At 59.5% G+C, this 23289-nt stretch carries 20 protein-coding genes and 1 riboswitch; of the genes, 3 read left to right on the top strand and 17 right to left on the bottom strand.

From position 1 onward, the window contains the following. Positions 1-32: 32 nt before the first annotated feature. The 17 genes from EAV92_RS24125 to purE form a co-directional block, all read right to left on the bottom strand. On the bottom strand, positions 33-1229 hold the full coding sequence (locus EAV92_RS24125; protein ID WP_123043439.1) for a response regulator: 1197 nt from the start codon (positions 1227-1229) through the stop codon (positions 33-35). After that, a complete protein-coding gene (locus tag EAV92_RS24120) occupies positions 1207-2931 on the bottom strand; it encodes a sensor histidine kinase (RefSeq protein WP_338134385.1) in 1725 nt (574 codons plus the stop codon). The genes EAV92_RS24125 and EAV92_RS24120 overlap by 23 nt, the downstream gene beginning before the upstream one ends. A gap of 133 nt (positions 2932-3064) precedes the next feature. Then, a complete protein-coding gene (locus EAV92_RS24115) occupies positions 3065-4765 on the bottom strand; it encodes an amylo-alpha-1,6-glucosidase (protein ID WP_123043437.1) in 1701 nt (566 codons plus the stop codon). A gap of 169 nt (positions 4766-4934) precedes the next feature. Continuing rightward, the gene (locus EAV92_RS24110) at positions 4935-5756 is read right to left on the bottom strand and encodes an alpha/beta hydrolase (protein WP_123043436.1); all 822 of its coding nucleotides are present in this window, start codon (positions 5754-5756) and stop codon (positions 4935-4937) included. Positions 5757-6075: 319 nt separating this feature from the next. After that, on the bottom strand, positions 6076-7341 hold the full coding sequence (gene purD, locus EAV92_RS24105) for a phosphoribosylamine--glycine ligase (protein ID WP_123043435.1): 1266 nt from the start codon (positions 7339-7341) through the stop codon (positions 6076-6078). Position 7342: 1 nt separating this feature from the next. After that, positions 7343-8089, bottom strand: coding sequence for an IMP cyclohydrolase (locus tag EAV92_RS24100; RefSeq protein ID WP_123043434.1), 747 nt, complete (start codon positions 8087-8089; stop codon positions 7343-7345). A 20-nt stretch (positions 8090-8109) separates the two neighbouring features. Continuing rightward, a complete protein-coding gene (locus EAV92_RS24095; RefSeq protein WP_123043433.1) occupies positions 8110-9288 on the bottom strand; it encodes a phosphoribosylaminoimidazolecarboxamide formyltransferase in 1179 nt (392 codons plus the stop codon). A 41-nt stretch (positions 9289-9329) separates the two neighbouring features. Continuing rightward, complete coding sequence (purN, locus tag EAV92_RS24090; protein WP_123043432.1) at positions 9330-9944, bottom strand: phosphoribosylglycinamide formyltransferase; 615 nt, start codon at positions 9942-9944, stop codon at positions 9330-9332. After that, positions 9941-10987 (bottom strand): phosphoribosylformylglycinamidine cyclo-ligase, encoded by a 1047-nt coding sequence (gene purM / locus EAV92_RS24085; protein ID WP_123043431.1) that lies wholly within the window; start codon positions 10985-10987, stop codon positions 9941-9943. Before purM ends, purN begins: the two co-directional genes overlap by 4 nt. A 137-nt stretch (positions 10988-11124) precedes the next feature. Further along, on the bottom strand, positions 11125-12642 hold the full coding sequence (gene purF / locus EAV92_RS24080) for an amidophosphoribosyltransferase (protein ID WP_123043430.1): 1518 nt from the start codon (positions 12640-12642) through the stop codon (positions 11125-11127). Continuing rightward, positions 12627-14870 (bottom strand): phosphoribosylformylglycinamidine synthase subunit PurL, encoded by a 2244-nt coding sequence (gene purL / locus EAV92_RS24075; protein ID WP_123043429.1) that lies wholly within the window; start codon positions 14868-14870, stop codon positions 12627-12629. The genes purF and purL overlap by 16 nt, the downstream gene beginning before the upstream one ends. Then, a complete protein-coding gene (gene purQ / locus EAV92_RS24070) occupies positions 14848-15540 on the bottom strand; it encodes a phosphoribosylformylglycinamidine synthase subunit PurQ (RefSeq protein WP_123043428.1) in 693 nt (230 codons plus the stop codon). The genes purL and purQ overlap by 23 nt, the downstream gene beginning before the upstream one ends. Positions 15541-15547: 7 nt before the next feature. Continuing rightward, positions 15548-15790: a phosphoribosylformylglycinamidine synthase subunit PurS gene (gene purS / locus EAV92_RS24065; protein ID WP_123043427.1), complete on the bottom strand. Its 243-nt coding sequence runs from the start codon at positions 15788-15790 to the stop codon at positions 15548-15550. A 376-nt stretch (positions 15791-16166) separates the two neighbouring features. Further along, entirely contained in the window at positions 16167-17057 is an 891-nt protein-coding gene (locus tag EAV92_RS24060) for a phosphoribosylaminoimidazolesuccinocarboxamide synthase (RefSeq protein WP_241158385.1), read from the bottom strand. 27 nt (positions 17058-17084) lie between these two features. Beyond that, positions 17085-18380: an adenylosuccinate lyase gene (purB, locus tag EAV92_RS24055; protein WP_123043425.1), complete on the bottom strand. Its 1296-nt coding sequence runs from the start codon at positions 18378-18380 to the stop codon at positions 17085-17087. Next, positions 18377-19540 (bottom strand): 5-(carboxyamino)imidazole ribonucleotide synthase, encoded by a 1164-nt coding sequence (purK, locus tag EAV92_RS24050; RefSeq protein WP_123043424.1) that lies wholly within the window; start codon positions 19538-19540, stop codon positions 18377-18379. The genes purB and purK overlap by 4 nt, the downstream gene beginning before the upstream one ends. Continuing rightward, positions 19537-20022 (bottom strand): 5-(carboxyamino)imidazole ribonucleotide mutase, encoded by a 486-nt coding sequence (gene purE, locus EAV92_RS24045; protein WP_123043423.1) that lies wholly within the window; start codon positions 20020-20022, stop codon positions 19537-19539. The genes purK and purE overlap by 4 nt, the downstream gene beginning before the upstream one ends. Positions 20023-20226: 204 nt before the next feature. Further along, positions 20227-20326, bottom strand: a riboswitch (purine riboswitch). A gap of 224 nt (positions 20327-20550) precedes the next feature. On the opposite strand from purE, the gene EAV92_RS24040 reads away from it, so the two are divergent. From EAV92_RS24040 to EAV92_RS24030, 3 genes are all read left to right on the top strand, one after another. Next, positions 20551-21948 carry a sensor histidine kinase gene (locus EAV92_RS24040; RefSeq protein ID WP_241158590.1) on the top strand — a complete coding sequence of 466 codons (1398 nt, stop codon included), beginning with the start codon at positions 20551-20553 and terminating at the stop codon, positions 21946-21948. A 14-nt stretch (positions 21949-21962) separates the two neighbouring features. Continuing rightward, positions 21963-22649, top strand: coding sequence for a response regulator transcription factor (locus tag EAV92_RS24035; protein ID WP_241158384.1), 687 nt, complete (start codon positions 21963-21965; stop codon positions 22647-22649). A 95-nt stretch (positions 22650-22744) separates the two neighbouring features. Beyond that, positions 22745-23203: a GNAT family N-acetyltransferase gene (locus EAV92_RS24030; protein WP_123043420.1), complete on the top strand. Its 459-nt coding sequence runs from the start codon at positions 22745-22747 to the stop codon at positions 23201-23203. Positions 23204-23289: the final 86 nt, after the last annotated feature.

Raw genomic sequence — 23289 nt, 5'->3', positions numbered from 1 at the left:
GTGCGCTTTTGTTCGATGGGCGCCGGAGGGTGTCATTCTGTTTTGGGCTTGCCGTCTTTTTGTCGTGCGCGGTATTGGCTGGGCGTCAGACCGGTGCAGCGCTTGAACCATTTGCTGAAATATTTGCTGTCGCCCAGTCCCGTCCGCTCGGCGATCTCTTGCATCGTCAGATGCGTATCCTTCAAGAGTCCGTAAGAAAGCTTCAGCTTGCGCTTATACTGGAAAGCGACGAAGCTGTCCCCGACCGTTCTCTTGAACAGGATGGAAAAGTGGCTCCGGCTGAGTCCGACTTCCTTGGCCACGTCGCCGACCGTCCATTCCGCCTCCGGATCCTCATGGAGCAGCTTGACCGCTTTCCAGATCGGCTCCGGCCAATCGCCCGCGGTGACTCCGTACGATTTTTCCAATTCCGCTTCTTTATGCAAGGACAGGATCGCCTGGAGCCGTTCGTCCGCGCTCTCCAGCGGCCCTTTCTTCGCCCATAGGAGCTGGGGCCTCTCGCTCTTCAGGGCGACGAGCAGGCTGTCCGCCGACTCGGCCGCCGACTGGGGAAACATCCAGAAGCAGCGGTGCTCGCCGAATGGAATGACGGCACCGTCCGGCCCTCCGTTCCCGTTCCCTTCTTTCCCGCCAAGCAGTTCGCGCCATTCCGTTCCGTTCCCTGAAGATTTGATCAGATAGACATAGGCCGGCTGGCCGTTCCAATGCCAATTCTCCCGCGTTCGCTTCTCCATCTCTCCTTGAAATTGGCCGCCATGCCCGCTGAGCCAAGCATAAAGCAGGGTGGCAAGGCGCTCGTCTTCCGCTTCACCCGCTTCGGGAGAAACGGGCTGCGCAGCCGAAAGTTCCCGGCGGAACTTCTCGAGCATTCCTTCCAATTCGTCGTCCTCGAAGGCGGTTTTGAGCAAATACCCGGAAGCCCCGATTTTCATCCCCTGCTGGGCATACTCAAAATCGCGGTGGCAGCTGAGCAGGATGATTTTCGCGTTCGGATCCTCGTTTTTCACTTTGCGGGACAACTCGATTCCGTCCATCTCGGGCATGACGATGTCGGTGATCACCACCTGCGGCCGGTGCTCCAGGAACGCTTCCCAAGCCTTGCGGCCGTTAGGTGCGTCGGCCACGACTTCCATCCCGAATTTATGCCAGGGAACGGTGGCTTGCAGGCCTTTCCGTACGATGCTCTCGTCGTCCGCGATCAATACTTTAATCGTGTTTGCCTCCGCCATTCCGGTTGTCCTCCTTTTTGGGCCACTGGATCATGACCGTCGTGCCTTGGCCGGCCCGCGACTGAACCGTCAATCCATACTGAGGGCCGTAGTGCAGCTTGAATTTCTGGTCCACGTTCTGCACCCCGAGTCCTCCCTTTCCTTTCCGTTTCGCGTCGGGCTGAAGCAGCCGCTTCAGCTTATCGGGCGCAATGCCGGTCCCGTTGTCGGTAAGGACAAGCTGCAGGAGGCTGCCCGCTTCCCTGATCGTCAGGCGTATGCCGCCTTTGCCGTCTTCGAAGCCGTGGAAAAATATATTTTCGAACAACGGCTGGAGCGTCATTCGGGGAATCAGGTAATCTTTCAGCGATTCGTCGCATTCCAGCTCGTAGCGGAAGACGGGACCGTACCGCACTTCCTGGATTTTGAGATAATGTTCGATGATGCGCAGCTCACGGCCAAGAGGCACCAGCTCTTGCGTAATTTCCAGATTGCCTTCCAGCACCATGGCGAGGTGGTAAAGCATTTGCCGGATGTCTTCCGCTCCGGCCAATCTCGCCTTCCATTGGATGGAGTTGAGCGTGTTGAACAGCAGGTGGGGATTGATTTGATAATGGAAAGCCCTCAGTTCGGCTTCTTTCTTGAGCGCTTCGGTGCGCTCCACTTCCCGGACCAGGGACTGGATGCCCTCCACCATGCTGTTGAAGCTGATATCCAGGCTGCCGAGCTCATCCCGGGCTTCCACTTTCGTTCTCGTGTGCAGCTTGCCGAAGCTGACCTTCTGCATCGAATCCTTCAAACGGCGGATGCGGGCGGTAAAGCGGGACGAGAACAAATAAGCGAACCCGAACGCGAGCAGGCACGAAGCCGCGGCGGCCATGACCGTGTTGGACCGGATAATCCCGGACGAACGGAAGAAATCCCGGGCAGGGAGCCTGGCTTCGATCGTCCAGTCGTTCGCGGACAAATTCTTTTTCCATACGATGTCCCGGTCTCCGGGCGGGATGCCGGGCTGCGTTTCATAGATGACCCTTCCCTTCGGATCCGTGATTTTCAAATGGGCTTTCGTATCCCGTTCGAACAGGCGGAACGCGCGAAGCAAATCCTCCGCGTTTTCTTCGACCAATATCTTGCTTCCGCGGAGCGCTCCGTACGGATTGTTGATCGAGACGGCCAAGCCGAGGACGGGCCGCTCCGGACTGCCGGCATCGACAATATGCTCCTGAACGTAGAACCCGAGCCAGTTTTCGCCTGTGGCGGGATCGGATTCCGCTCCCCAAGCGAGGGTACGTTCCAGCTTCGCGACGTCGAGGTTATTCTCCCCATAGAAATACCCCGAACGCGTGATGACGTATATGCCGGCGGTACGGTCGGTATGAAGCGCTTTCAGGAAATCCTCGAAATCGTTTTTATCCAGGATCTCCTGGTAAGCGGTCGGCGCGACGTTGCCGAGGTCCGCTCGCGCCGGATCGAGCAAGTAGGAATTTATCGCTTCCGTCGTCTGCTTCATCCGGCTCAGATAGGAGCTTGTCTGCTGCTCAAGCTGGGCGACGGCGTTTTCCCCGTATTTGCCGAACTGGGAATTGACCATTTTCGCGGATTGGTAATAAGACAGGGCCCCGAGCGTCAGCAAGGGAATGATCGTGACCACGAGGAAGCAGACGAGCAATTTGGCCCGCATGCTGCGGAACGGGAAAAGCCGCTTCAACGATCGGAACGTCACGGTTTCGCCAACCTCCTCCCGGATTGCTTTCATAAATGAAGTTTAGCATGCGCTTGCGGAGACAGACAGATGCGTATTCTTCCCAAACGACGACTCCCCCGCCGGAAGCCCGAACGGGGGAAAGCATCGCGATTTACGCCGTATATTCGTTCGCTAAGATCAGGAATACGCTCGAGGTCCAGGTGAACGCACGATCGCGAAGCCCTTCGCCCGTCAATGCGTCGAAGTTTTCCGCCATTCCGCTTCGGGAAGCCATGGCGCAGAACCGGGCGGCGGCTTCCCGCGCCAGCTCCATGTCCCCGGCGGCGGCCGCCCCCTCGACGAGCAGCATCGTGGACGGCGCCCAAATCGGCCCTCTCCAGTAACCGTCCGGCGCATAGAACGGGCTCGACACGCTTTCGGTCGCCCAACCGTTGGCCGTCCAGAAGCGGCCTTTCTCCCTGAGTCCGTTCAGAAGCGCATTCCGGATATTATCGGGCAGCCGCTTGCCGAGCAGAACGGGCACGAAGAGGAGCAGGCTGTCGCCTTCCGATTCCTCATGCGTACCGGACAGGCAGGCGGTGAAACGGCCGTCCTTCCAGAAATGCCCGATCATCTTGGCGTACGTGAGATCCGCCAGCCGGCGCCATTCCGCCTCTTCTTCGGCCATCCCCAGACGGCCGGCGATTTCCGCCAGCACTTCAGCCTGGAGGATAAGAAAGGCTGCCAGATCCGGGCTTTCCACCGGAATTCCTCTATGGAACACCGTGCTGTTGTCCCAACCCGAGTCGTTGCCGTGGTTGTATTGGGGGATGCCGTCGCCGTCCCCGTCGCGGTACCGGAACCACCAACGGGTCCATTTGGAGAGCGGTCCGTATACTTCCCGCAATTGTTCCTCCCGGATGTAATCCGTCCGCGCCATCATCCAGGAGAGCGTCCATCCGTGGATCGGAGGTTTGTTGCAATTCCACAATTCATATTTATCGTTGACGAAGTCCGGGATCAAACCGTTCTCCGCCTGCCGGTCGAAGAACAGCATGAACTGGTCCCAGGCAAGCCGCGGATCCTGCCGCACGAGCGCCATCGCGTTGAAGCAATGGTCCCAGCTCCAGATGTTGGTCATCCAGTTCTTCGACATGTACATCGCCGGGCGGGTCAGGTTTCCCTCCGCCGGAACGAGACAAGACCAAGTGATGTAGGCGGCCAGCTCCCGTCCGGCATGCAGACGCTCCGGCACGGGAAGGCTGCCCTGCAGCCATTTCGCGAATTCCGCTTTCACCCGCTGAGCGGCATCGTCGAACGGTTCCCAGGAAACGCGCGGTTCCAGGACCGTGCGATATTCCTCCACCGCGAACTCCGTCGTTGTTCCGTCCTGCGAATGAACGAATTCGGCGGCGATACGGGTGGTTTTCGTTTTATCCCACGGCGCTTCCACGTGAAGATGACCGGCGATCGGCGTCAGCAGAAAGCGGCACTCATGCGTGAAGCTGTTGACTTCCCAGCTTGGGCCGACAGCCGGGCAAGCGTAATCGTAAGCGCCCGTCCGGAAGGTCAGCCGCACCCCGCAGCCCCTGGCGCGAAACCGGACCGTCGCGCCGCCCGGCATGCAAATTTCGGCATCGCCGGATCCGGATTCGAGCCGGATGCGTTCCGGCCTTGCATCGGTCCGGAACGGCAGCGGACTGCCGTCCGCACCGATCAATTCTATGAGAAAAGCCTCTCCGAACTTATCGTCGCCGCCGCGTACGGTGCGCAAATAAAGGCCTTCCGGCCGGTCCGGCGTCCCCGGCAAAAGCGATACCGCAAGGAAAGATTCCCTTCGGCTGAACGGCACAACGTTAAGGTCGAAGTTCATGGGTTTGCTCCTTTGCAAGCGATACATGATGCGCTTACATTGTACCGAATGGAGCTACCCGTCTGAACCGACGTTTGTTCTGACTCCTTCGCCATTCTGTCGCTTAAGAGTTGACCGCGGCAGAGAAGGCGTCATTTTGTTCGATGAATCCCGTCATTTTGTTCGATTTTTAAATGCTCCAATGATGCCAGTCCCGTTGGCGCTCTTCGTAGGCGTTCAGCCAGTCGGCGGTCGCCCGGAACAGCTCGGCCTTATGCTCGCCTTTCGAATAGGTATGGTCCGCCTGGAACAGGATGTTCTTGTCCACGCGCCCTTCTCCCCGGAGCCAAAACGTCTTCTCGAGCAAGAACGTGTAATCCGCCGGAATCGTGTCGTCGCTCGTGCCGTGGGCCAAGAACACGTCGCCGTGGAACTTGACCGCTTGCTGGAACGGCTGATGCAGCTGCAGCGAATCGAAAAACGCCGGCGTCAGCGTGTAGCCCAGATAATCGGCGCGCCCCTTGGAGATCGCCCGGTCGTACACTTCGCGGCCGACGATGCGGGTGATGTCGCTCCAAGGATGGCCGACCGGCGACCAAAGCGCGAGGGACTTGACCCTCCGATCCGCCGCCCCGGTCAGGAGAGCAATCGCGCCGCCCAGGCTGTGCCCGACGAGCGTAACCCTCAGCGGATCGACGCAATCGAGTCCCAACCCGTAGTCCAGTACCGTGCGGGTTTGGGCGATCATCGAGTCGATTCCGTTCTCTCCGTACTCCCCGCCGCTCTCGCCGCAGCCGGCGAAATCGAAGCGGATGACGATCGAGCCGCGCTCGGCGAATTCGCGGGCCGCGAGGACGAACAGGCGGTCCACGCCGACGCGGCTGCCGACGAATCCGTGCAGGATGACGACGAGCGGAAGCTTGCGGTCTGCGTCCTTGTCCTGAAGCTTCGGATAATGGATGCTGGCGGCGAGCGGAATGCCTTGGTGTTGCAGCGTGATCGTACGTTCCATGATGAGTCCTCCTAGGTCGGTTTCCATAATTCCTTTAATTCCGATTAAAATAGTATGGATTAAAGTTATCACGATCCTTCACCGCTGTCAAGAAATACGAAACCATTTGGGCACACTAGGAAAATCACAGAAATCGGGTGAGGAGGCTAAGCCTGTGGAAGCTTTCATCGACTGGGTTTCCCATCACGTCGTCGAGTCGCTGCTGATTGCCGGCACGGTGTACGCCATTTTGTACGTGATTTACCGCCGCAAAAACCTGTTTTACCGGGAATAGAAAAAGCCCCGACTCCGTTTTCCGGATTCGAGGCTTTGAGTTTTGTTATACCAGCGCCTTGGCGGCGATGTCCGTGCGGTTCTGCTTGCCGGGGAAGTTTATGCGGTCCGCCGCGGCGTAAGCCCGGTCCCGCGCTTCCGCGATGCCGCGCCCCCGTCCGACGACGCCCAATACGCGCCCGCCGTTGGTGACGAACCGGCCGTCTTTGGAAGCCGTACCGGCATGGAACACCAGGGCGTCATCCTCGCTGATTTGGTCCAGCCCGTCGATCGGCAATCCTTTCGGATAAGAGCCGGGGTAGCCCTCCGAAGCGAGCACGACGCACACGGCCGCTTCGTCGCTCCATTCGATCTCGATTCGATCGAGCCGCCCATCCAGGGACGCCTGGAAAATCTCGAGCAAATCGGTTTTCAGACGCGGCAGTACGACCTGGGTTTCCGGATCTCCGAAACGGGCGTTGAACTCGATCGTTTTCGGCCCGTCTTTGGTGATCATGAGCCCGGCGAAAAGCACGCCGCGGAACGGCCGGCCCTCTGCCACCATCGCGCGCGCCGTCGGTTCGACGATCGTCTCGATCGCCACGTCGATGATCGATTGGGGAATGTGCGGCAGCGGCGAATAAGTGCCCATGCCGCCCGTGTTCGGTCCCTTGTCCCCGTCGAACACCGGCTTGTGGTCCTGCGCCGGCGACATTGGCCGAACCGTCGCCCCGTCCACGAACGCCAGGATCGACATCTCCTGGCCCTCCAGGAATTCCTCGATGACCACTTTGTCTCCCGCAGCCCCGAAGGACTTGTTCAGCATCGTATCGCGGAGTGCTTCGTCCGCTTGCTCGCGGCTGAAGCAAACGGTCACGCCTTTGCCGGCGGCAAGCCCGTCGGCTTTGATCACGATCGGAATCTCCTGCGCGTCGAGATAAGCTTTCGCGCTCTCGTAATCCGTGAACGTCGCGTATTTCGCCGTCGGGATGCCGTATTTGTGCAGCAGGTTTTTCATGAAAATTTTGCTGCCTTCGATTTCCGCCGCGTTTTGGCGAGGTCCGTATACGCGCAGCCCGCCCGCTTCGAGGGCGTCCACGATGCCGGCCGCGAGCGGATCGTCGGGTCCGACGACGACGAGGTCGATCTCCTGTTCCTGCGCGAACTTCACGAGCCGGTCGAATTCCAGCTCCCCGATGTCCACGAGCTCGGCGAGCTGCGCGATGCCCGCGTTGCCGGGCGCGCAGTAAATCTTCCGGCTGCCGTCCGCGCGCTTCAGCGCCCAGACGATGGCGTGCTCGCGCCCGCCGCGTCCGATGACGAGTATCCGCAAGTCAGGCCCCTCCTTCGGATTCCTTGTTGATCACGGTGAGACTTACCGCGCCGTCTCCGATGCGGATCGACTTGACCAGCAAGGAAATTTTGTTGTCCTCGTTCAAAAGGTTCCAATAGAATCCGGCCGTCTCATTATCGTCATCGAACAGCGGAGCGAGCTGCGGCTCGCCTGCGAACGAGGGCAACGGGTTCCCGTCGCCTTGGTACGTCGAGATGAAATGGCCGAATCCCGCGATCGCCTTTTCATAATGGAAAAATTGGCGCTTCGTTTGGGACTCGTCGTTCTCGTTCGTCTTCAGGATGGACAGCTTGTAGGCGTTCTGCCGATCGTTCAGATCCACGATGCCCGAGATGCGCGGGGTGAAATTCGGCGGGTCCGGCTCATAGGTACGCTGCGCCAAAGCTTGCTCGAAAGTTCCGCCTTGCTTCAGCGATTCCCAAATGGTGTCGGTTTGATCGCCGTTCGTCACGATGTGCGCTCCGCCTTCATGCCGAAGCGGATAATAGATAATGAGCGACGGATCGGACAGCTTCGCCGGATCGCGCGCTTCCGTACGCAAATATCCGTTCTCTTCCGGCACGAAAATGCGGTTGCGGCTGTTCTCGCTTCTTCCCATGATCCAGTACACTTGCACATAACGCGTTGCGTCCGGCGTCAAACCGATCACGATGCCGCGGCCCGGATAGGCGTTGGTTTTCAATTGTTGGACGGTACGATCCGCCAGCTGCTGCCATTTCGTAGACATGTTCGTTTCCCCTTCTCCCATCAGTGATGGAACAGGCGCACGCCCGAGTACACCATGACCATTCCGTAATCGTTCGCGGCTTGAACGACTTCCTCATCCCGCAGGGAGCTGCCGGCCTGGATGACGTACTTGACGCCGCTGCGGCTGGCCCGGTCGAGATTGTCGCGGAACGGAAGAAAGGCATCGGAGCCGTACGAAACGCCCGTCAATCCCTTCAGCCATTCGCGCTTTTCTTCGCGCGTCAAACGGGCAGGCACTTCCTCGAAGCAGCTTTCCCAAGCCGCTTGTTCGACCGGCGTCACTTCGTCCTCGAGCCACAGGTCGATGGCGTTGTTCTGCTCGGCACGCGCGAGCCCTTCGCGGAACTTCATGTTCAGCGCGGCCGGGTGCTGCCGGAGATACCAGCGGTCCGCCTTATCGCCGGCGAGGCGCGTGCAGTGAATGCGGGACTGCTGCCCCGCGCCGATGCCGATCGTCTGGCCGTCCAGTGCGTAGCAGATGGAGTTGGATTGCGTATATTTCAGCGTGATGAGAGCGACCAGCAAATCGCGTTTCGCATGGTCCGGAAGATCCTTGTTCTCCGTCACGATGCGGTCGAACACGGACTCGTCCGGAACAGCGCTATTACGCTCCTGTTGCAGCTTCAAGCCGAACAGCGTGCGGGTCTCGATCGGATCCGGAACGTATTCGGGATCGATCTGCAGGATGAGATACTTGCCGCCCTTCTTCTGCTTCAAAATCTCCAGGGCTTCCGGAGTGTAGCCCGGCGCGACCACGAGGTCGGATACTTCGCGCTTCAGGAGCAGAGCGGTGGACGCGTCCACCACGTCGCTGAGCGCGGCCGCGTCCCCGAAGGAGGACATGCGGTCGGCTCCGCGCGCCCGCGCGTACGCGGTCGCCAGCGGCGACAGCTCCGCGCCGTCCACGAAGTAAGCCTTCGCCAGTTCAGGCGACATCGGTGCATAGACGGCCGCTCCCGCCGGGCTTACGTGCTTGAAGGAAGCCGCAGCCGGAAGTCCCGTCGCTTGACGAAGCTCGCGCACGAGCTGGAAGGCATTCAACGCGTCCAATAGATTGATGAAGCCGGGGTCTCCGTTTACGACGGTCAGCGGCATCGGTTTGCCGTCCGCCGTCAGCTTCGCTTCTTTCTGATGCGGGTTCATGCCGTAACGAAGGGCAATCTCGTAGGTCTCGCTCATGAGTCTGTCTCGTCCTTTCCTATTCGGGTCGCCCTTCGGCATCAATCGCCGAGACGAACGTTTACTTTTCGGTCATTCAACGTTACGCGGCCCTCCGCAATCAAGCGGACCGTGTCCGGCAGCAGTTCATGCTCAATCCGCTGGATGCGGGCGTAAAGCGTTTCTTCCGTATCGTCTTCACGCACCTCGACGGCGCGCTGCGCGATGATGGGGCCGGTATCCATGCCTCCGTCCACGAAGTGCACCGTTACCCCGGCGATCTTCACGCCGTAGTCGAGCGCCTGTCTCGCGGCGTGCAGTCCGGGAAAAGCCGGCAGCAAAGCGGGATGAATATTGATAAGACGTCCGTAATAGGGCTCTACCAGCACGGGAGTAATGAGCCGCATGTATCCGGCCATGACCACGAGGTCAATGCCGCGCTCCTGCAGCTCCCGCAAAATTTCTTGCTCGTATGCTTCCCGGGAGGGATAATCCTTCGGGTTGAACACGAACGTTCCGATTCCGAATGATTCGGCTCGTTTCACGACCGTAGCCGAAGGCTTATCACACACGAGAAGCTCGACGGAGGCGGGAATCCTCCCGTCCCGCGCGGCTTCCGCGACCGCCTGAAAATTGCTTCCGCTGCCGGAAGCGAACACGGCGATTCGAAACGTCATGGAAGCTCCACGCCCTCGAACGTGACGATCTTGCTTCCGGCCGTTACGCTGCCGATGACGTAAGCTTGCTCACCCTTTTCCTTGGCGATGGCGACGGCGCGCTCGGCCTGGTCTGCCGGCACGACCAGCACCATGCCGACGCCCATGTTGAACGTCGTGTACATGTCGCGATCGGAAATGCTGCCGTCCTTCTGCATGAGGCCGAAAATCGGATGAACCGGCCAGGAGCCGCGCTTGATGTCCACGTTGACGCCTTCCGGCAGGACGCGCGGGATATTCTCGATGAAGCCGCCGCCGGTGATATGGGCCATGCCTTTCACCTGCACGGATTCAAGCAGCTTCAGCACTTGTTTGACGTAAATGCGCGTCGGCTCCAGCAGCGTTTCGCCGAGCGTCCGGCCGCCCAACTCGGGCAGCTTGTCGCCGAGCGAATAGCCTTTCTGCTCGAGCAGCAGGCGCCGTACGAGGGAGAATCCGTTGGAGTGAACGCCGCTCGATGCGAGGCCGATGACTGCGTCGCCCGGCGCGATGTTGGAGCCGTCAATGATCTTGGGTTTGTCCACGATGCCGACGGTGAAGCCGGCGATGTCATACTCGCCGTCTTGGTACATGCCCGGCATTTCGGCCGTTTCTCCGCCGATCAAAGCACAGCCGGCTTGCGCGCAGCCGTCAGCCACGCCTTTCACGATCGCTTCGATTTTCTCCGGGACCAGCTTGCCCGTGGCCAGGTAGTCGAGGAAGAAGAGCGGTTCGGCGCCGGTTACGACGACGTCGTTGACGCACATGGCGACGGCGTCGATGCCGATCGTGTCGTGCTTGTCCATCTGGAACGCCAGCTTCAGCTTCGTGCCGACGCCGTCGGTTCCGGAGACGAGCACGGGCTCTTCGTATTTATCTTTGTTCAGCCCGAACAGCCCGCCGAAGCCGCCGAGGCCCGTCAGCACCTCGGGACGGAACGTTTTCTTCACGTGTTTCTTCATCCGTTCGACGGCCTCGTTGCCCGCGGCGATGTCGACTCCGGCTTGTTTGTATGCTTCGGACACTCCGTTCACTCCTTCAATATGCGCCAGTTCGTTATTCCGCCTGAAGTGGGTGCTGCCGGGAAATCATCGGATTCCCTCTCGCACCTCCGCTGCAGCAGTAATTAGGCGCTTTTTTACGGGTTCACTTCGTTTGGTAGTTAATCGCAGCCGCAGCCGATTTTCGCGTCTTCGAATTCGGTTTGCGTCGGGTAATCGTTGCTGAAGCATCCGAGGCAGAGGCCGCGGTCGGTTTCGCCGTCGTGCCCGCCGATCGCCTCGATCAAGCCCGGCTGGCTCAGAAAATACAGCGAGTCGGCGTTGATCGCCTGGCGGATTTCCTCGACCGTCTTGCTGTGGGCGATCAGGTCGCGCCGGTCCGGCGTATCGATCCCGTAGAAGCACGGGTTCGAGAATGGCGGCGACGTGATCCGCACGTGGACCTCGAGCGCGCCGGCTTCCCGCAGCAGGTTGACGATCCGCAAGGAAGTCGTGCCCCGCACGATGGAATCGTCGATCATGACGACCCGTTTCCCTTCGACCACTTTGCGGACGGCGGACAGCTTCATTTTAACGCCTTTTTCGCGCAGCTCTTGGGACGGCTGGATGAACGTGCGGCCGGTGTATTTATTTTTGATCAGGCCGAGCTCGTAAGGGATGCCGGTCTGCTCCGCGTAGCCGATGGCCGCCGAGATGCTCGAGTCCGGCACGCCGGTCACGACGTCGGCGTCGGTGAACGCCTCGATCGCCAGCTGCCGACCCATGCGCTTGCGGGCCGAGTGCAGGTTGATCGCGTTGATGTCGCTGTCGGGACGGGCAAAATAAATGTATTCCATCGCGCAGACGGCACGGCGTTCAAGCTGCGCGAACCGGTCCTCGCGGAGGCCGTCCTTGTCGAGGACCAGCAGTTCGCCCGGCTGGACGTCGCGCAGGTACGTCGCGCCGATCGTTTCGAGCGCGCAAGATTCCGACGCGAAAATATATCCTTCGCCGAGACGGCCCATCACCAGCGGCCTTAGGCCGTGGGGATCGGAAGCGACGATCAGGCGGTCGTTCGTCAGGATCAGGAACGCATACCCGCCGATCAGCCGCCCGAAGGCGTCCTTCACCGCTTCGACAAGATCCTTCGGCGAACGGGCGATCAGGTGGGCGATGACTTCGGTATCGCTGGAGGTCTGGAAGATCGAGCCTTGGGCTTCCAGCTCTCTGCGGAGATTCGGCGCGTTGACGATGTTGCCGTTCGTGGCGACCGCCAAATCGCCGCCGCGGTATTTGAACACGAGCGGCTGGGCATTCGCCAGCTTGCTCTCGCCCGCCGTCGAGTACCGGACGTGCCCGATCGACCGGTCGCCCGGAAGCGACTCGATCCTCCCTTGATCGAACACTTCCTTCACGAGTCCCATCCCGCGATGGTAATGGAACTCGCCGCGGTCGGAGGTGCAGATCCCGGCGCTTTCCTCGCCCCGGTGCTGCAGCGCGTGCAGGCCGTAATAGGACAGGGCCGCGGCGTCGGGATGTCCGTATACCCCGAACACGCCGCATTCCTCCTTCAACTTGTCGAAAATGTCGTCGCGTCCGTTGCCTTCGTTGTAGTAGTCGCCCGTCCAGAAGCGCTGCACCGTTGTCCCTCCGTTCTGTTCGCCGTCTTGATGCAAAACGTTTATTAGTTCATCCGGCATGGGATGGCTTCCTTCCATTCACGGCGCAGCTCCTCGACGGAAGCGTCGATCGCCGTATGGCCGGCGACCGCGATCGTGAGACGGTCGCCTCCGACCGTGCCGATCCGAGCCGCCGTTACGCCTTGACCCGCGAGCCAAGCGGCCAGCGCGTCGGCCTGCTCCGGCTTCGCCGACAGCAGGATGCGCGATTGCGATTCGCTGAACAGCGCGAGGTCCGGACGCAGGTTCGGCGTCCACTCGACTTTCGCGCCGAGCCCGCGGCCGAAGCAGGATTCCGCCAGCGCCGCGGCCAGTCCGCCTTCGGACAGGTCATGCGCCGAAGCGACGAGGCCTTGCTGGATGGCGGAGAGAACGGCTTTCTGCACGGAGCGTTCAACCGCCAGGTCGATTTCCGGCGGGCGGCCTTCCGTCACGCCGTGAACGGCGTATTGGAATTCGCTGCCGCCGATTTCCGCTTTCGTCTCGCCGAGCAGGAAGATGACGTCTCCCTCGGCTTTGAATGCTTGGGTCGTGATGTGGTCGATATCATGCACGAGGCCGACCATGCCGACGACCGGCGTCGGGTAAATCGCGCCTTTGACGTTCTCGTTGTACAGCGACACGTTGCCGCCGATGACCGGCGTATCCATGACGCGGCAGGCTTCCGCCATGCCGTCGACCGCTTTCTCCATTTGCCAGAACACTTCCGGCTTCTCCGGGCTGCCGAAGTTCAGGTTGTCCGTGATCGCGAGCGGCTCGCCGCCGGAGCAGACGATGTTGCGCGCAGCTTCGGCCACGGCGATTTTGCCGCCGACCTCGGGATCGAGGTAGACATAACGGCCGTTGCAATCCGTCGTCATCGCGAGGCCCTTGCGGGTGCCGCGGATCGTGACGACCGCCGCATCCGAGCCCGGCACGACCGCCGTCGAAGTCCGCACTTGGTAATCGTACTGGCTGTACACCCACTCTTTGCTCGCGAGCGAAGGGGAACCGAGCACCTTTTTAAGCGCGCCCGTGAGGTCAATCACTTGCTCGTACAGATTCGTTTCGATCGAACCGTTTTTCAAATAATAGTCCGGTACTTTGGAAGGCTTGTTATAAATCGGGCAATCGTCGACGAGCGCCTTGACCGGCATGTCGGCGACCTGCTCGCCTTTGTGGAACAGGCGGAGACGGCCGTCGTCGGTCACTTTGCCGACTTTCGCGCAATGGAGGCCCCACCGCTCGAAAATGGCTTTCGCTTGCGCCTCGTGCTGTGGCTCGGTGACGAACAGCATGCGTTCCTGCGATTCCGACAGCATCATTTCGTAGGCGGTCATGCCTTCTTCGCGCTGCGGCACTTCGTCGAGGTAGAGCTCCATGCCGTTGCCGGCTTTGCTCGCCATTTCGGCGCTGGAGCAGGTGAGGCCGGCGGCGCCCATGTCCTGGATGCCGAGCACGATGCCGGAATCGATCAGCTCGAGCGTCGCTTCCATGACCAGCTTTTCCATGAACGGATCGCCGACCTGGACGGCGGAGCGCTTGGCTTCCGACTCGGCCGTCAGGTCCTCGGACGCGAACGTCGCGCCGTGGATGCCGTCGCGGCCCGTGGCCGGTCCGACGTAGAAGACCGGGTTGCCGACGCCTTTGGCGACGCCGCGCTGGATTTTGTCGTGGTCGATGAGGCCTACGCACATGGCGTTGACGAGCGGGTTGCCCTCGTACGCTTCATCGAACATGACTTCTCCCGCTACCGTCGGGATGCCGATGCAGTTGCCGTATCCGGCGATCCCGCTGACGACGTGGGAGAACAGGTAGCGCACGCGTTCGCTGTCGAGCTTGCCGAAACGCAGCGAGTTCAGCAGCGCGACCGGGCGGGCGCCCATCGAGAAAATGTCGCGGATAATGCCGCCCACGCCCGTTGCCGCGCCTTGGTAGGGCTCAACTGCCGAAGGGTGGTTATGCGACTCGATTTTGAACACGACCGCCTGGTTGTCGCCGATGTCCACGATGCCGGCGCCTTCGCCGGGCCCCATCAGGACGCGGGGGCCGGTCGTCGGAAAACGCCGCAGCAGCGGCTTGGAGTTCTTATAGGCACAGTGCTCGGACCACATGACGCTGAATACGCCGATTTCGGTGTAGTTCGGCTGCCGGCCGAGGAATCCGCAAATGAGCTCGAATTCGCTGTCGGAGACGCCGAATTGCTTGTAGATTTTCTGTTCCGCGATCTGTAGGGCCGTCGGTTCCTTAGCGGCCAATTGCTGCGCCATTGCGTTCCCTCCAAGCGTTGAGTACTGACGTGAACATGCGGGCGCCGTCCTTCGAGCCGAGCAGCTCGCTGACCGCGCGTTCGGGGTGCGGCATCATGCCGACGACGTTGCCGCGCTCGTTGGAGACGCCGGCGATGTTGTCGACGGAGCCGTTCGGATTGTGACCTTGGTAGCGGAAAACGATCTGGTTGTTCGCTTTGAGCTGCTCCAGCGTTTGTTCGTCTACATAATAGTTGCCTTCACCGTGGGCGATCGGAATGCGGATCGTTTCGCCTGGGGCGTATGCGTTCGTGAAAGCCGTGCCGGTGTTTTCCACGACGAGGTCGACGGGATGGCAGCGGAACTGCAGGCTGTTGTTGCGGATAAGCGCTCCGGGGAGCAGACCCGCTTCGGTCAGGATTTGGAAACCGTTGCAGACGCCAAGGACGAATTTACCCGCTTCAGCGGCTTTGCGCACTTCTTGCATGACCGGCGCGAATTGCGCGATCGAGCCGCAGCGGAGGTAGTCACCGTAAGAGAAGCCGCCGGGTACGAGAATCGCGTCGTACTGCGAAAGATCGTTGGCCGTGTGCCAGACGTAGTCGACCTGTTCGCCGACCGTGTCTTCCACGGCGTGGAACATATCGAGGTCGCAGTTGGAGCCCGGGAAAACGAGAACCGCGAATTTCATGGGGAAATCAGCCCTCCAGTTCGAATCGGTAGTCTTCGACGACGGTGTTGGCGAGGAGCTTTTCGCACATGGACTTCAGCTGGGCTTCCGCTTGGGCGCGGTCCGCGGCGTCCAGTTCCACTTCCATGAATTTTCCGATGCGTACTTTGCCGACTTCCGAGAACCCCAGCGAGTGGAGCGCTCCTTGCACGGCGTTTCCTTGGGGGTCGAGCACGTTTTCCTTGATCGTTACGTAAACCTTGGCTTTCATCGGTTCTCCTCCTTGGGTGGGTGGGGGTGGGCTGCTGCTGTTTCTGTTTTTTGTCCGAAACTTGGGTATCCCTTCGGATCAGGGTGGCCATGTGCCAACGTTTCATCTACTTTCTTCTGACTGACTGGGATATCCCCGTCGCTCAGAAGAGGAGAGAAGGCGGTCGCACCAATACGCCGATTGCCGAATAATACGGCTTTTGCGTGTTACTGAATGCTTTACGGCATCGCCCAGCACATTAACACGTTTTTTGCGTATTAAACGGCTCATTCAAGCACCATGCGGCACTTTAACACGGGTTTTACGCGTTACGGCACCCTTCTGAGCGAAGGGGATACCCAAGGTCGGAGGCAAAAAAGGGACTACACACCTGCGTCTATCGTTTCTCCGTCAAACGGCGGTAGATTTCCTGGTAGCGGTTCGAAGTCTCCTCGACGACCGAATCCGGAAGCCGCGGAGGCGGGCTGTTCTTGTCCCAATCCGAGCCCGACAGGTACGTGCGGACCGGCTCTTTGTCCATGCTGTCGATCTCGATGTCCAGCGCGTATTTCTCCTCCGCCCAAAAACGCGACGAATCCGGCGTGAACAGCTCGTCGATCAGGATGACCTCCCCGTCCAGCACTCCGAACTCGAATTTGCAATCGGCGAGGATGATGCCGCGCTCCGCGCAATATTCGCGCCCGGCTTCATATAATCGCAGGCTGCGCTCACGGAGCTCTTCGGCAAGCTCCCGTCCGACGCGGCGAGCCATCTCATCAAACGGGATGTCTTCGTCGTGTCCGACGTCGTTTTTGCCGGCCGGCGTGAAGATCGGCTCCTCCAGCTTGCCGTTCTTGCGCAAGCCTTCCGGAAGCTTGATCCCGTTGACCTCGCCGGTCGACACGTACTGCCGCCAACCGCCGCCGGTGATATATCCGCGGACGACGCACTCGATGTCGACCCGCTTCGCTTTTCGGCATACCATGATGCGTCCGGCCAGTTTGCCCGGTTCTTTCACCAGATCTCCAAGCAGCGAGACGTCCGTGTGCACGACGTGGTTCGGCTGGATGCTTTCCGTCCGTTCGAACCAGTAGGCGCTCAGCCCGTTCAGCACGCGGCCCTTGTCCGGCACCGGCGGATCCAGTACATAGTCGAACGCGCTGATGCGGTCCGTCACGACGATGAGCAAATGTTCTCCGAGGTCATACAGCTCCCGGACCTTGCCTTTGTGCAGAAGCGGCGCGTTCACGAGTCCTTCTGCGGTCGATAATGCTTCCGTATGCGGCAACTTGGCGGCCTCCCCCATGCCCTGTCGTTATTTCAAGCCAAGACGGTCGAAAATCGTGTCAACGTGTTTCAGATGCCAGGAAGGATCGAAGCAATCGGCGATTTCTTCCGGGCTGAGCGCTTCCGTAATTTCCGGCGTGGATTCCACGATCGAGCGGAAATCCCTTTGTTCTTCCCAAGCCTGCATGGCGCGGGGCTGTACGGTGTCGTAAGCCTGCTCGCGGCTGAAGCCCTTGTCGATCAGCTTCGTCATGACGCGGCCGGAGAACGGGACGTTATAAGTACTGCGCATGTTGCGCTTCATGTTCTCAGGGAACACGGTCAGGTTTTTGACGATGTTTCCGAAACGGTTCAGCATGTAGTTCAGCAGCATCGTGGCATCGGGCAAAATGATCCGTTCGACCGAGGAGTGCGAAATGTCGCGTTCATGCCACAGCGGAACGTTCTCGTAGGCCGAGATCATGTGGCCGCGAATAACGCGGGCCAGGCCGCTCATGTTCTCGCAGCCGATCGGGTTGCGCTTGTGCGGCATCGCCGACGAACCCTTCTGGCCTTTGGCGAACGGCTCCTCCACTTCGCGGAATTCGCTCTTCTGCAAACCGCGGATTTCCGTCGCGAACTTGTCGATCGACGTGGCGATCAGCGACAGCGTCGCCATGTATTCCGCGTGGCGGTCGCGTTGCAAAGTCTGCGTGGAGATCGGCGCCGGCTTCGTGCCGAGCTTCTTGCACACGAACTGCTCGACGAAAGGATCGATGTTCGCGTACGTGCCGACCGCGCCGGACATTTTGCCGAATTGCACGCCGTCTGCCGCCCGGTCGAAGCGTTCCAGGTTGCGTTTCATTTCCTCGTGCCACAGCGCCAGCTTCAGGCCGAAGGTCGTCGGTTCCGCATGGACGCCGTGCGTACGGCCCATCATCGGGGTGTCTTTATAACGGATCGCCTGCTCGCGCAGGATCGCGATGAAGTTTTCAAGGTCTTTTCTCAAAATCTTGTTCGCCTGCAGCAAAACATATCCGAGCGCGGTATCCACGACGTCGGTGGACGTCAGGCCGTAATGCACCCATTTGCGCTCTTCGCCGAGGCTTTCGGAGACGGCGCGCGTGAAGGCGATGACATCGTGACGGGTTTCCTGCTCGATTTCGTAGATCCGGTCAATGTCGAACTTGGCGTTCTTCCGCAGGAGGACGGTGTCTTCCTTCGGGATATGTCCGAGCTCGGCCCAGGCTTCGCAAGCGCAAAGCTCTACCTCCAGCCAAGCCTGGAACTTGTTCTGTTCCGTCCAAATCGCCCGCATCTCGGGGCGGCTGTACCGTTCGATCATGCTTCGTCATACCTCCAAATGTCTGTTTGCGAGATCCAAGCGAGCGCTGCGCCCGTATGGGGAGCCAGCACGTTGATATGGCCCATTTTGCGTCCCGTTTTCGATTCCGCCTTGCCGTACAGGTGAACCTTCGGCTCGACGCCCAGCTTCTCCGCTTCCACGTCGCAGGCGGGCAGCCATTGCAACAAGGACTCCATGTGTTCGCCCAGCACGTTCACCATCACCACGGGCGTCATCAAGGACGTATCTCCCAGCGGCAAATCGCAGATCGCGCGGATGTGCTGCTCGAACTGCGAGGTGCGGCAAGCGTCCATCGTGTAATGGCCAGAATTGTGGGGCCGCGGGGCAAGCTCGTTTACGTATAGCGTTCCATCCTCGGCCAGGAACATTTCCACCGCGATCAGGCCGACGACGTTCAGCGATTCGGCGATCGAGATCGCCAAGCCCTCCGCCTCCGCTCTTACGTGATCCGGAATGCGGGCAGGTACGATGGATAAGTGCAAAATATTGTTCACGTGAACGTTCTCGGCCGGCGCGAACGTACGGACTTCGCCGGAAGGCCGGCGGGCAGCGATCACGGAAATCTCTTTCGCGAAGCGGACGAATTTCTCGAGCACGAGCGCCGTTCCGGCGCGGGACGCTTCCTCCCAGGCCCGGTCCAGGTCGTCTGCCGACCGAAGCACCCACTGCCCTTTGCCGTCGTAACCGCCGGTCGCCGTTTTGAGAATGGCCGGCAGTCCGAGCCGTTCCGCCGCCTCGCGCAGATCTTGCAGGCTCGCGATCTCGGCGTAAGGAGCCACTCTGGCGCCTGCGGCCTCGAGGGCGTGCTTCTCGCGAAGGCGATGCTGCGTCGTATACAGCAGCGCGCTTCCCTGCGGAACGTAAGATTCCGCTTCAAGCATGGCCGCCACTTCGGCATCGACGTTCTCAAACTCGTACGTGATGACGTCCGAAAGTCGGGCGAGCTCGCGGGCGGCCTCGCGGTCGCCGTAGCCGGCGACGATTTGGCGGGCTGTCTGGCCACAAGGCGAATCCGGCGTCGGATCGAGCGTCACGAAGCGGTAGCCGAGCCGGTTGCCCGCATGCGCGAGCATCCGGCCCAATTGGCCGCCGCCGAGGATGCCGATGGTCGCGCCCGGAAGGATGGTGGCGGAGGTCATGGCAGCTCACCGCCCTCCAGCACTTCCCGGGTGATTCTCTCCCGGCGGGCTTCGATGCGCGATTGAACTTCTGGATCGAAAGCGCCGATGATTTGCGCCGCCAGCAAGCCGGCGTTCGTGGCCCCGGCTTGTCCGATGGCGACGGTCGCCACCGGAATGCCGCCCGGCATCTGCACGATCGAGAGAAGCGAATCCAGCCCGTTCAACGCTTTGGATTGAACGGGCACTCCGATGACGGGCAGCACGGTTTTGGCGGCCACCATGCCCGGCAAGTGGGCGGCACCGCCGGCGCCGGCGATAATCACTTTCAAGCCGCGGCCGGCCGCCGTCTCCGCGTATTCGAACATGAGATCCGGCGTGCGGTGCGCCGACACGACCTTCTTCTCGTAAGGAACATTCAGCTCATCCAGCACGTCGCACGCTTTTTTCATCGTCTCCCAATCCGAGGTGCTTCCCATGATGACGCCGACCAAAACCGACATGCTCCCACACTTCCCCTGTCTCTTTGGTTTGTCCTCAATCCCTCATAAAGCAAAAAAAGGGCGATGGGTATCTGTTACATTTTACCCCATCGGCCCTTGCATTCTCTATTCGTGGTCTTTCCCCCTATTTCGACGACAACTGAAACCCCGAAAGAAACGGGTGTCCCGGCGAACGGGAACTCGCTCGAGGTTTAGGCATGCCGTACTAGGGGCGAAATGCCGCGTAGTCCGGAAATTAAGGTTTCCGGGTAGAGACGTTCGGGCCGATTCCCGAGTTTATACGCGTATACCGCCATATGATTCTTAAATCGATAATTTCTCTTGCGATGCTTATTCAGTGTACCTTACACGGCTTGGAATGTCAAACAAAGACGAACGCTAATCTTCTTTTATCATTTGAATGTTCGTATTTAGACCGATTGTTTGTTCGTGACATAAAATGACATTTTTATTCTCGTTATCGTGGTAAAATGTTTGCGTTTCCATGATCGAAAAATCTACCTCCGGGGTGCTTTCGGCGTGATCTTAATGTTTCTGTACATGATGATTATCGTCATCATTTTCGCCCGCGACCGAAACGAGCCCGTCAAATGGTTCATTTCGATTCTGTCGGTAGGCTGCCTGGCCATTCTCGTCTCCTACATCCTGCCCGACAATATCCTCCCTTCCATGGCGCCTTATTTGCCTCCGCGAACGGTGAAATTCATTCTCGACTTGAAGCCCCTTTCCGATTTCACGGGCTATACGTATACGCCTTACGGTACGCTCATGTTTGCGATTGCCATTTCGGGGTCGGTTGCACGGACGGTCAAGCGGACGCTAGCGATCCTGCTGCTCGCTCCGATCCTTTATATGTTGTTCACGACGCCGCTGAACGTCCAAGACGGCATCGACTACGCTTTTTTCGGCGCTTGGGCGCTGCTCTACCACTTGATCTCCCTATTCATACTCATACGAGCGACGGTGAAAGAACGCACGAGGAACAAGCGCATCCACATGATTCTCTTCGCCTGCCTCATTTTTCCGCCCGAGCTTTTTAACATCCTGTTCAACATTTTCCCCCGCGCGTTCCACGAGTCGGTGAATTGGCGAGCCTTTTTCACTCCGTTCGCCGCCTCCGCGCTCGTGTTGACCGTTTACTGCATCTGGCGTTTCGGCGTATTCGGCATCCGCATCCGCGTCGAAAAGCACGTGTTCAACAACACGTTCGAAGCCTTGGCCAGAAACGCGAGCGCCATGAATCACCTGATGAAAAACCGCCTGACCAATATGGCCCTTCTCGCCAAGAACATCAAAGACGCTTCCGTCGATCCGGGTCATCCTGACATCATTCGCGATTTGGATGTGATGGTGGACGAAATGGACCGCTTAAACCGGATGATCGCGCGCATGCAGAAGCAGCTCGAAGACGTCATCCTCGACAGAAAACCGCACCGGTTGGCCGATATCGTCGAACAGGCGGTGCGATCCAACGACGGATTCATCCGCAGCAAAGCCATCAAGGTTCGGATCGGCAACATGGGTGAGGTTACGGTGCTTTGCGATTCCATGCATCTGCAAGAAGCGCTGGGCAACTTGATCCGCAATGCCATCGAGGCGATGAGGCCGGGGGAAGGCGTTCTGACGATCGCCATGGCGAAAAAAAGCAGGGCGGTCGACATCGTGCTGACGGACAACGGCACAGGGATCGCCGAATCGGAACAAGCCCGCATTTTCGACCCCTTTTATTCGACCAAACACACGGAACACAACTTCGGTCTTGGCTTGCCTTATTCCAAAATGGTCGTGCAGAAACACGGCGGGGATCTGCTGGTCAGCAGCGAAGAAGGAAAAGGAACGACGTTCACGCTCAGGCTGCCGATGGATTCGGCAAGGCGGAAATGGTCGCTGCCCGGCAGACGGACCGTTCGGGAAACGCAGTTATAGGAGGAAGGATCGAAGTGGAAAGCGAGCAAACCATCCGCGTATTCGTATGCGAAGACGATCCCGTGTATTCTCGGCTTCTGTCGGAACGGCTTGGGAAGGAGTCCGATTTCAAGGTGGTCGGTACCGCCGTCAACCGGGAAACGCTGATGCAGGCCTCCGGTTCGACGCCCTTCGACCTGCTGCTGCTCGATTTGAATTTGGCCGGCAAAAACATGGAGGGACTGGAAATCGCTCTCGATTTCCGCAACCGATTCCCCGACCTCAAGGTGATCGTGCTTTCTTCCATCGAGGACGAAGAAATCGTCTCTCACATGCTCGGCTTCGGCGGCGTCGCGAATTACATCACCAAGGACTACCTGGAAGACATCCCTTCCGCCGTGCGGGCCGCTTTCCAGGGCCGTTCCGGCATCCATCACTCCGCGGCTCCGAAGGTGCTCAGCGCGTTAAGCGCGCGTCAAGACCAGGAATTAAAAACGAAAATCACGTCGAAACAGATCCAAATCCTCAGGCTGCTGGACGCCGGATACAATCGCCGGGAGATTTCCGACATGCTGTTTTACAGCGAATATACGATCAACAACGAACTGTGCAAAGTGTCTTCGGCGCTGAAAGGAAAGTTCCCGTATCTGGAGTGGCTGCGGCTGAAAAAGCACAATTCGAAGGAAATCCTGCAGCTTGCCAAGCAGCTTCACCTGTTCTGACGATTCAAGCAAACTACCTGCGATTTCAAGTAGTTTTCCCTGCCCCCGTCTCTGCTATGATCGGCTTTAGCCGATCACGGCAAGGAGGGGGTTTCTTGAAAATCGAACAAGCGGTCGCGGACGACGCGGAGGAGATTTACGCGGTTCAGCTCCGCCACTTCGCGGGCGAGCCGGAATTATCGGCCATTCAGAAGATGGAGAATGCATGGTCCCTCAAGCAAAGCCTGAAAACGCGGATTTGGCTGAAAGCCGTATGGGGCAACGCAACGATCGCCGGCGTAACCCGGGGACAGGACCGCGGCCAAATCGTCTATGTCGACGTGCTGTGGGTTCCGGATTCCGCCCGCCGATCGAGTCTGTGCGTGCGTCTTCTTCGCGAGCTGGAAGGGCGTTTCCCCGATCGCGCGACGTTTCATGCGCGGGCAGCGCATCGGGACGCCAAGCGCTTTGACGTTTACAAGAAAGCGGGGTACCTCCCCCTCTACGAAGAGCGCAAAGAAAACGGCTTGCTGCTGCGGCTTTACGAAAAGCGTCTTCCCGATCCGCAAACGTGAACGGTGAACTACACGTAATTTCGAGTAGTTTTCTTTGACTCCTTTCCTGCTATCATCGGTTTGAAATCGCAGCGGAAGGAGCTGGA

It is taken from the genome of Cohnella candidum (assembly GCF_003713065.1).
In the GTDB taxonomy this organism is placed as follows: domain Bacteria; phylum Bacillota; class Bacilli; order Paenibacillales; family Paenibacillaceae; genus Cohnella; species Cohnella candidum.
This window is presented reverse-complemented; position numbering and strand designations above follow the sequence as displayed.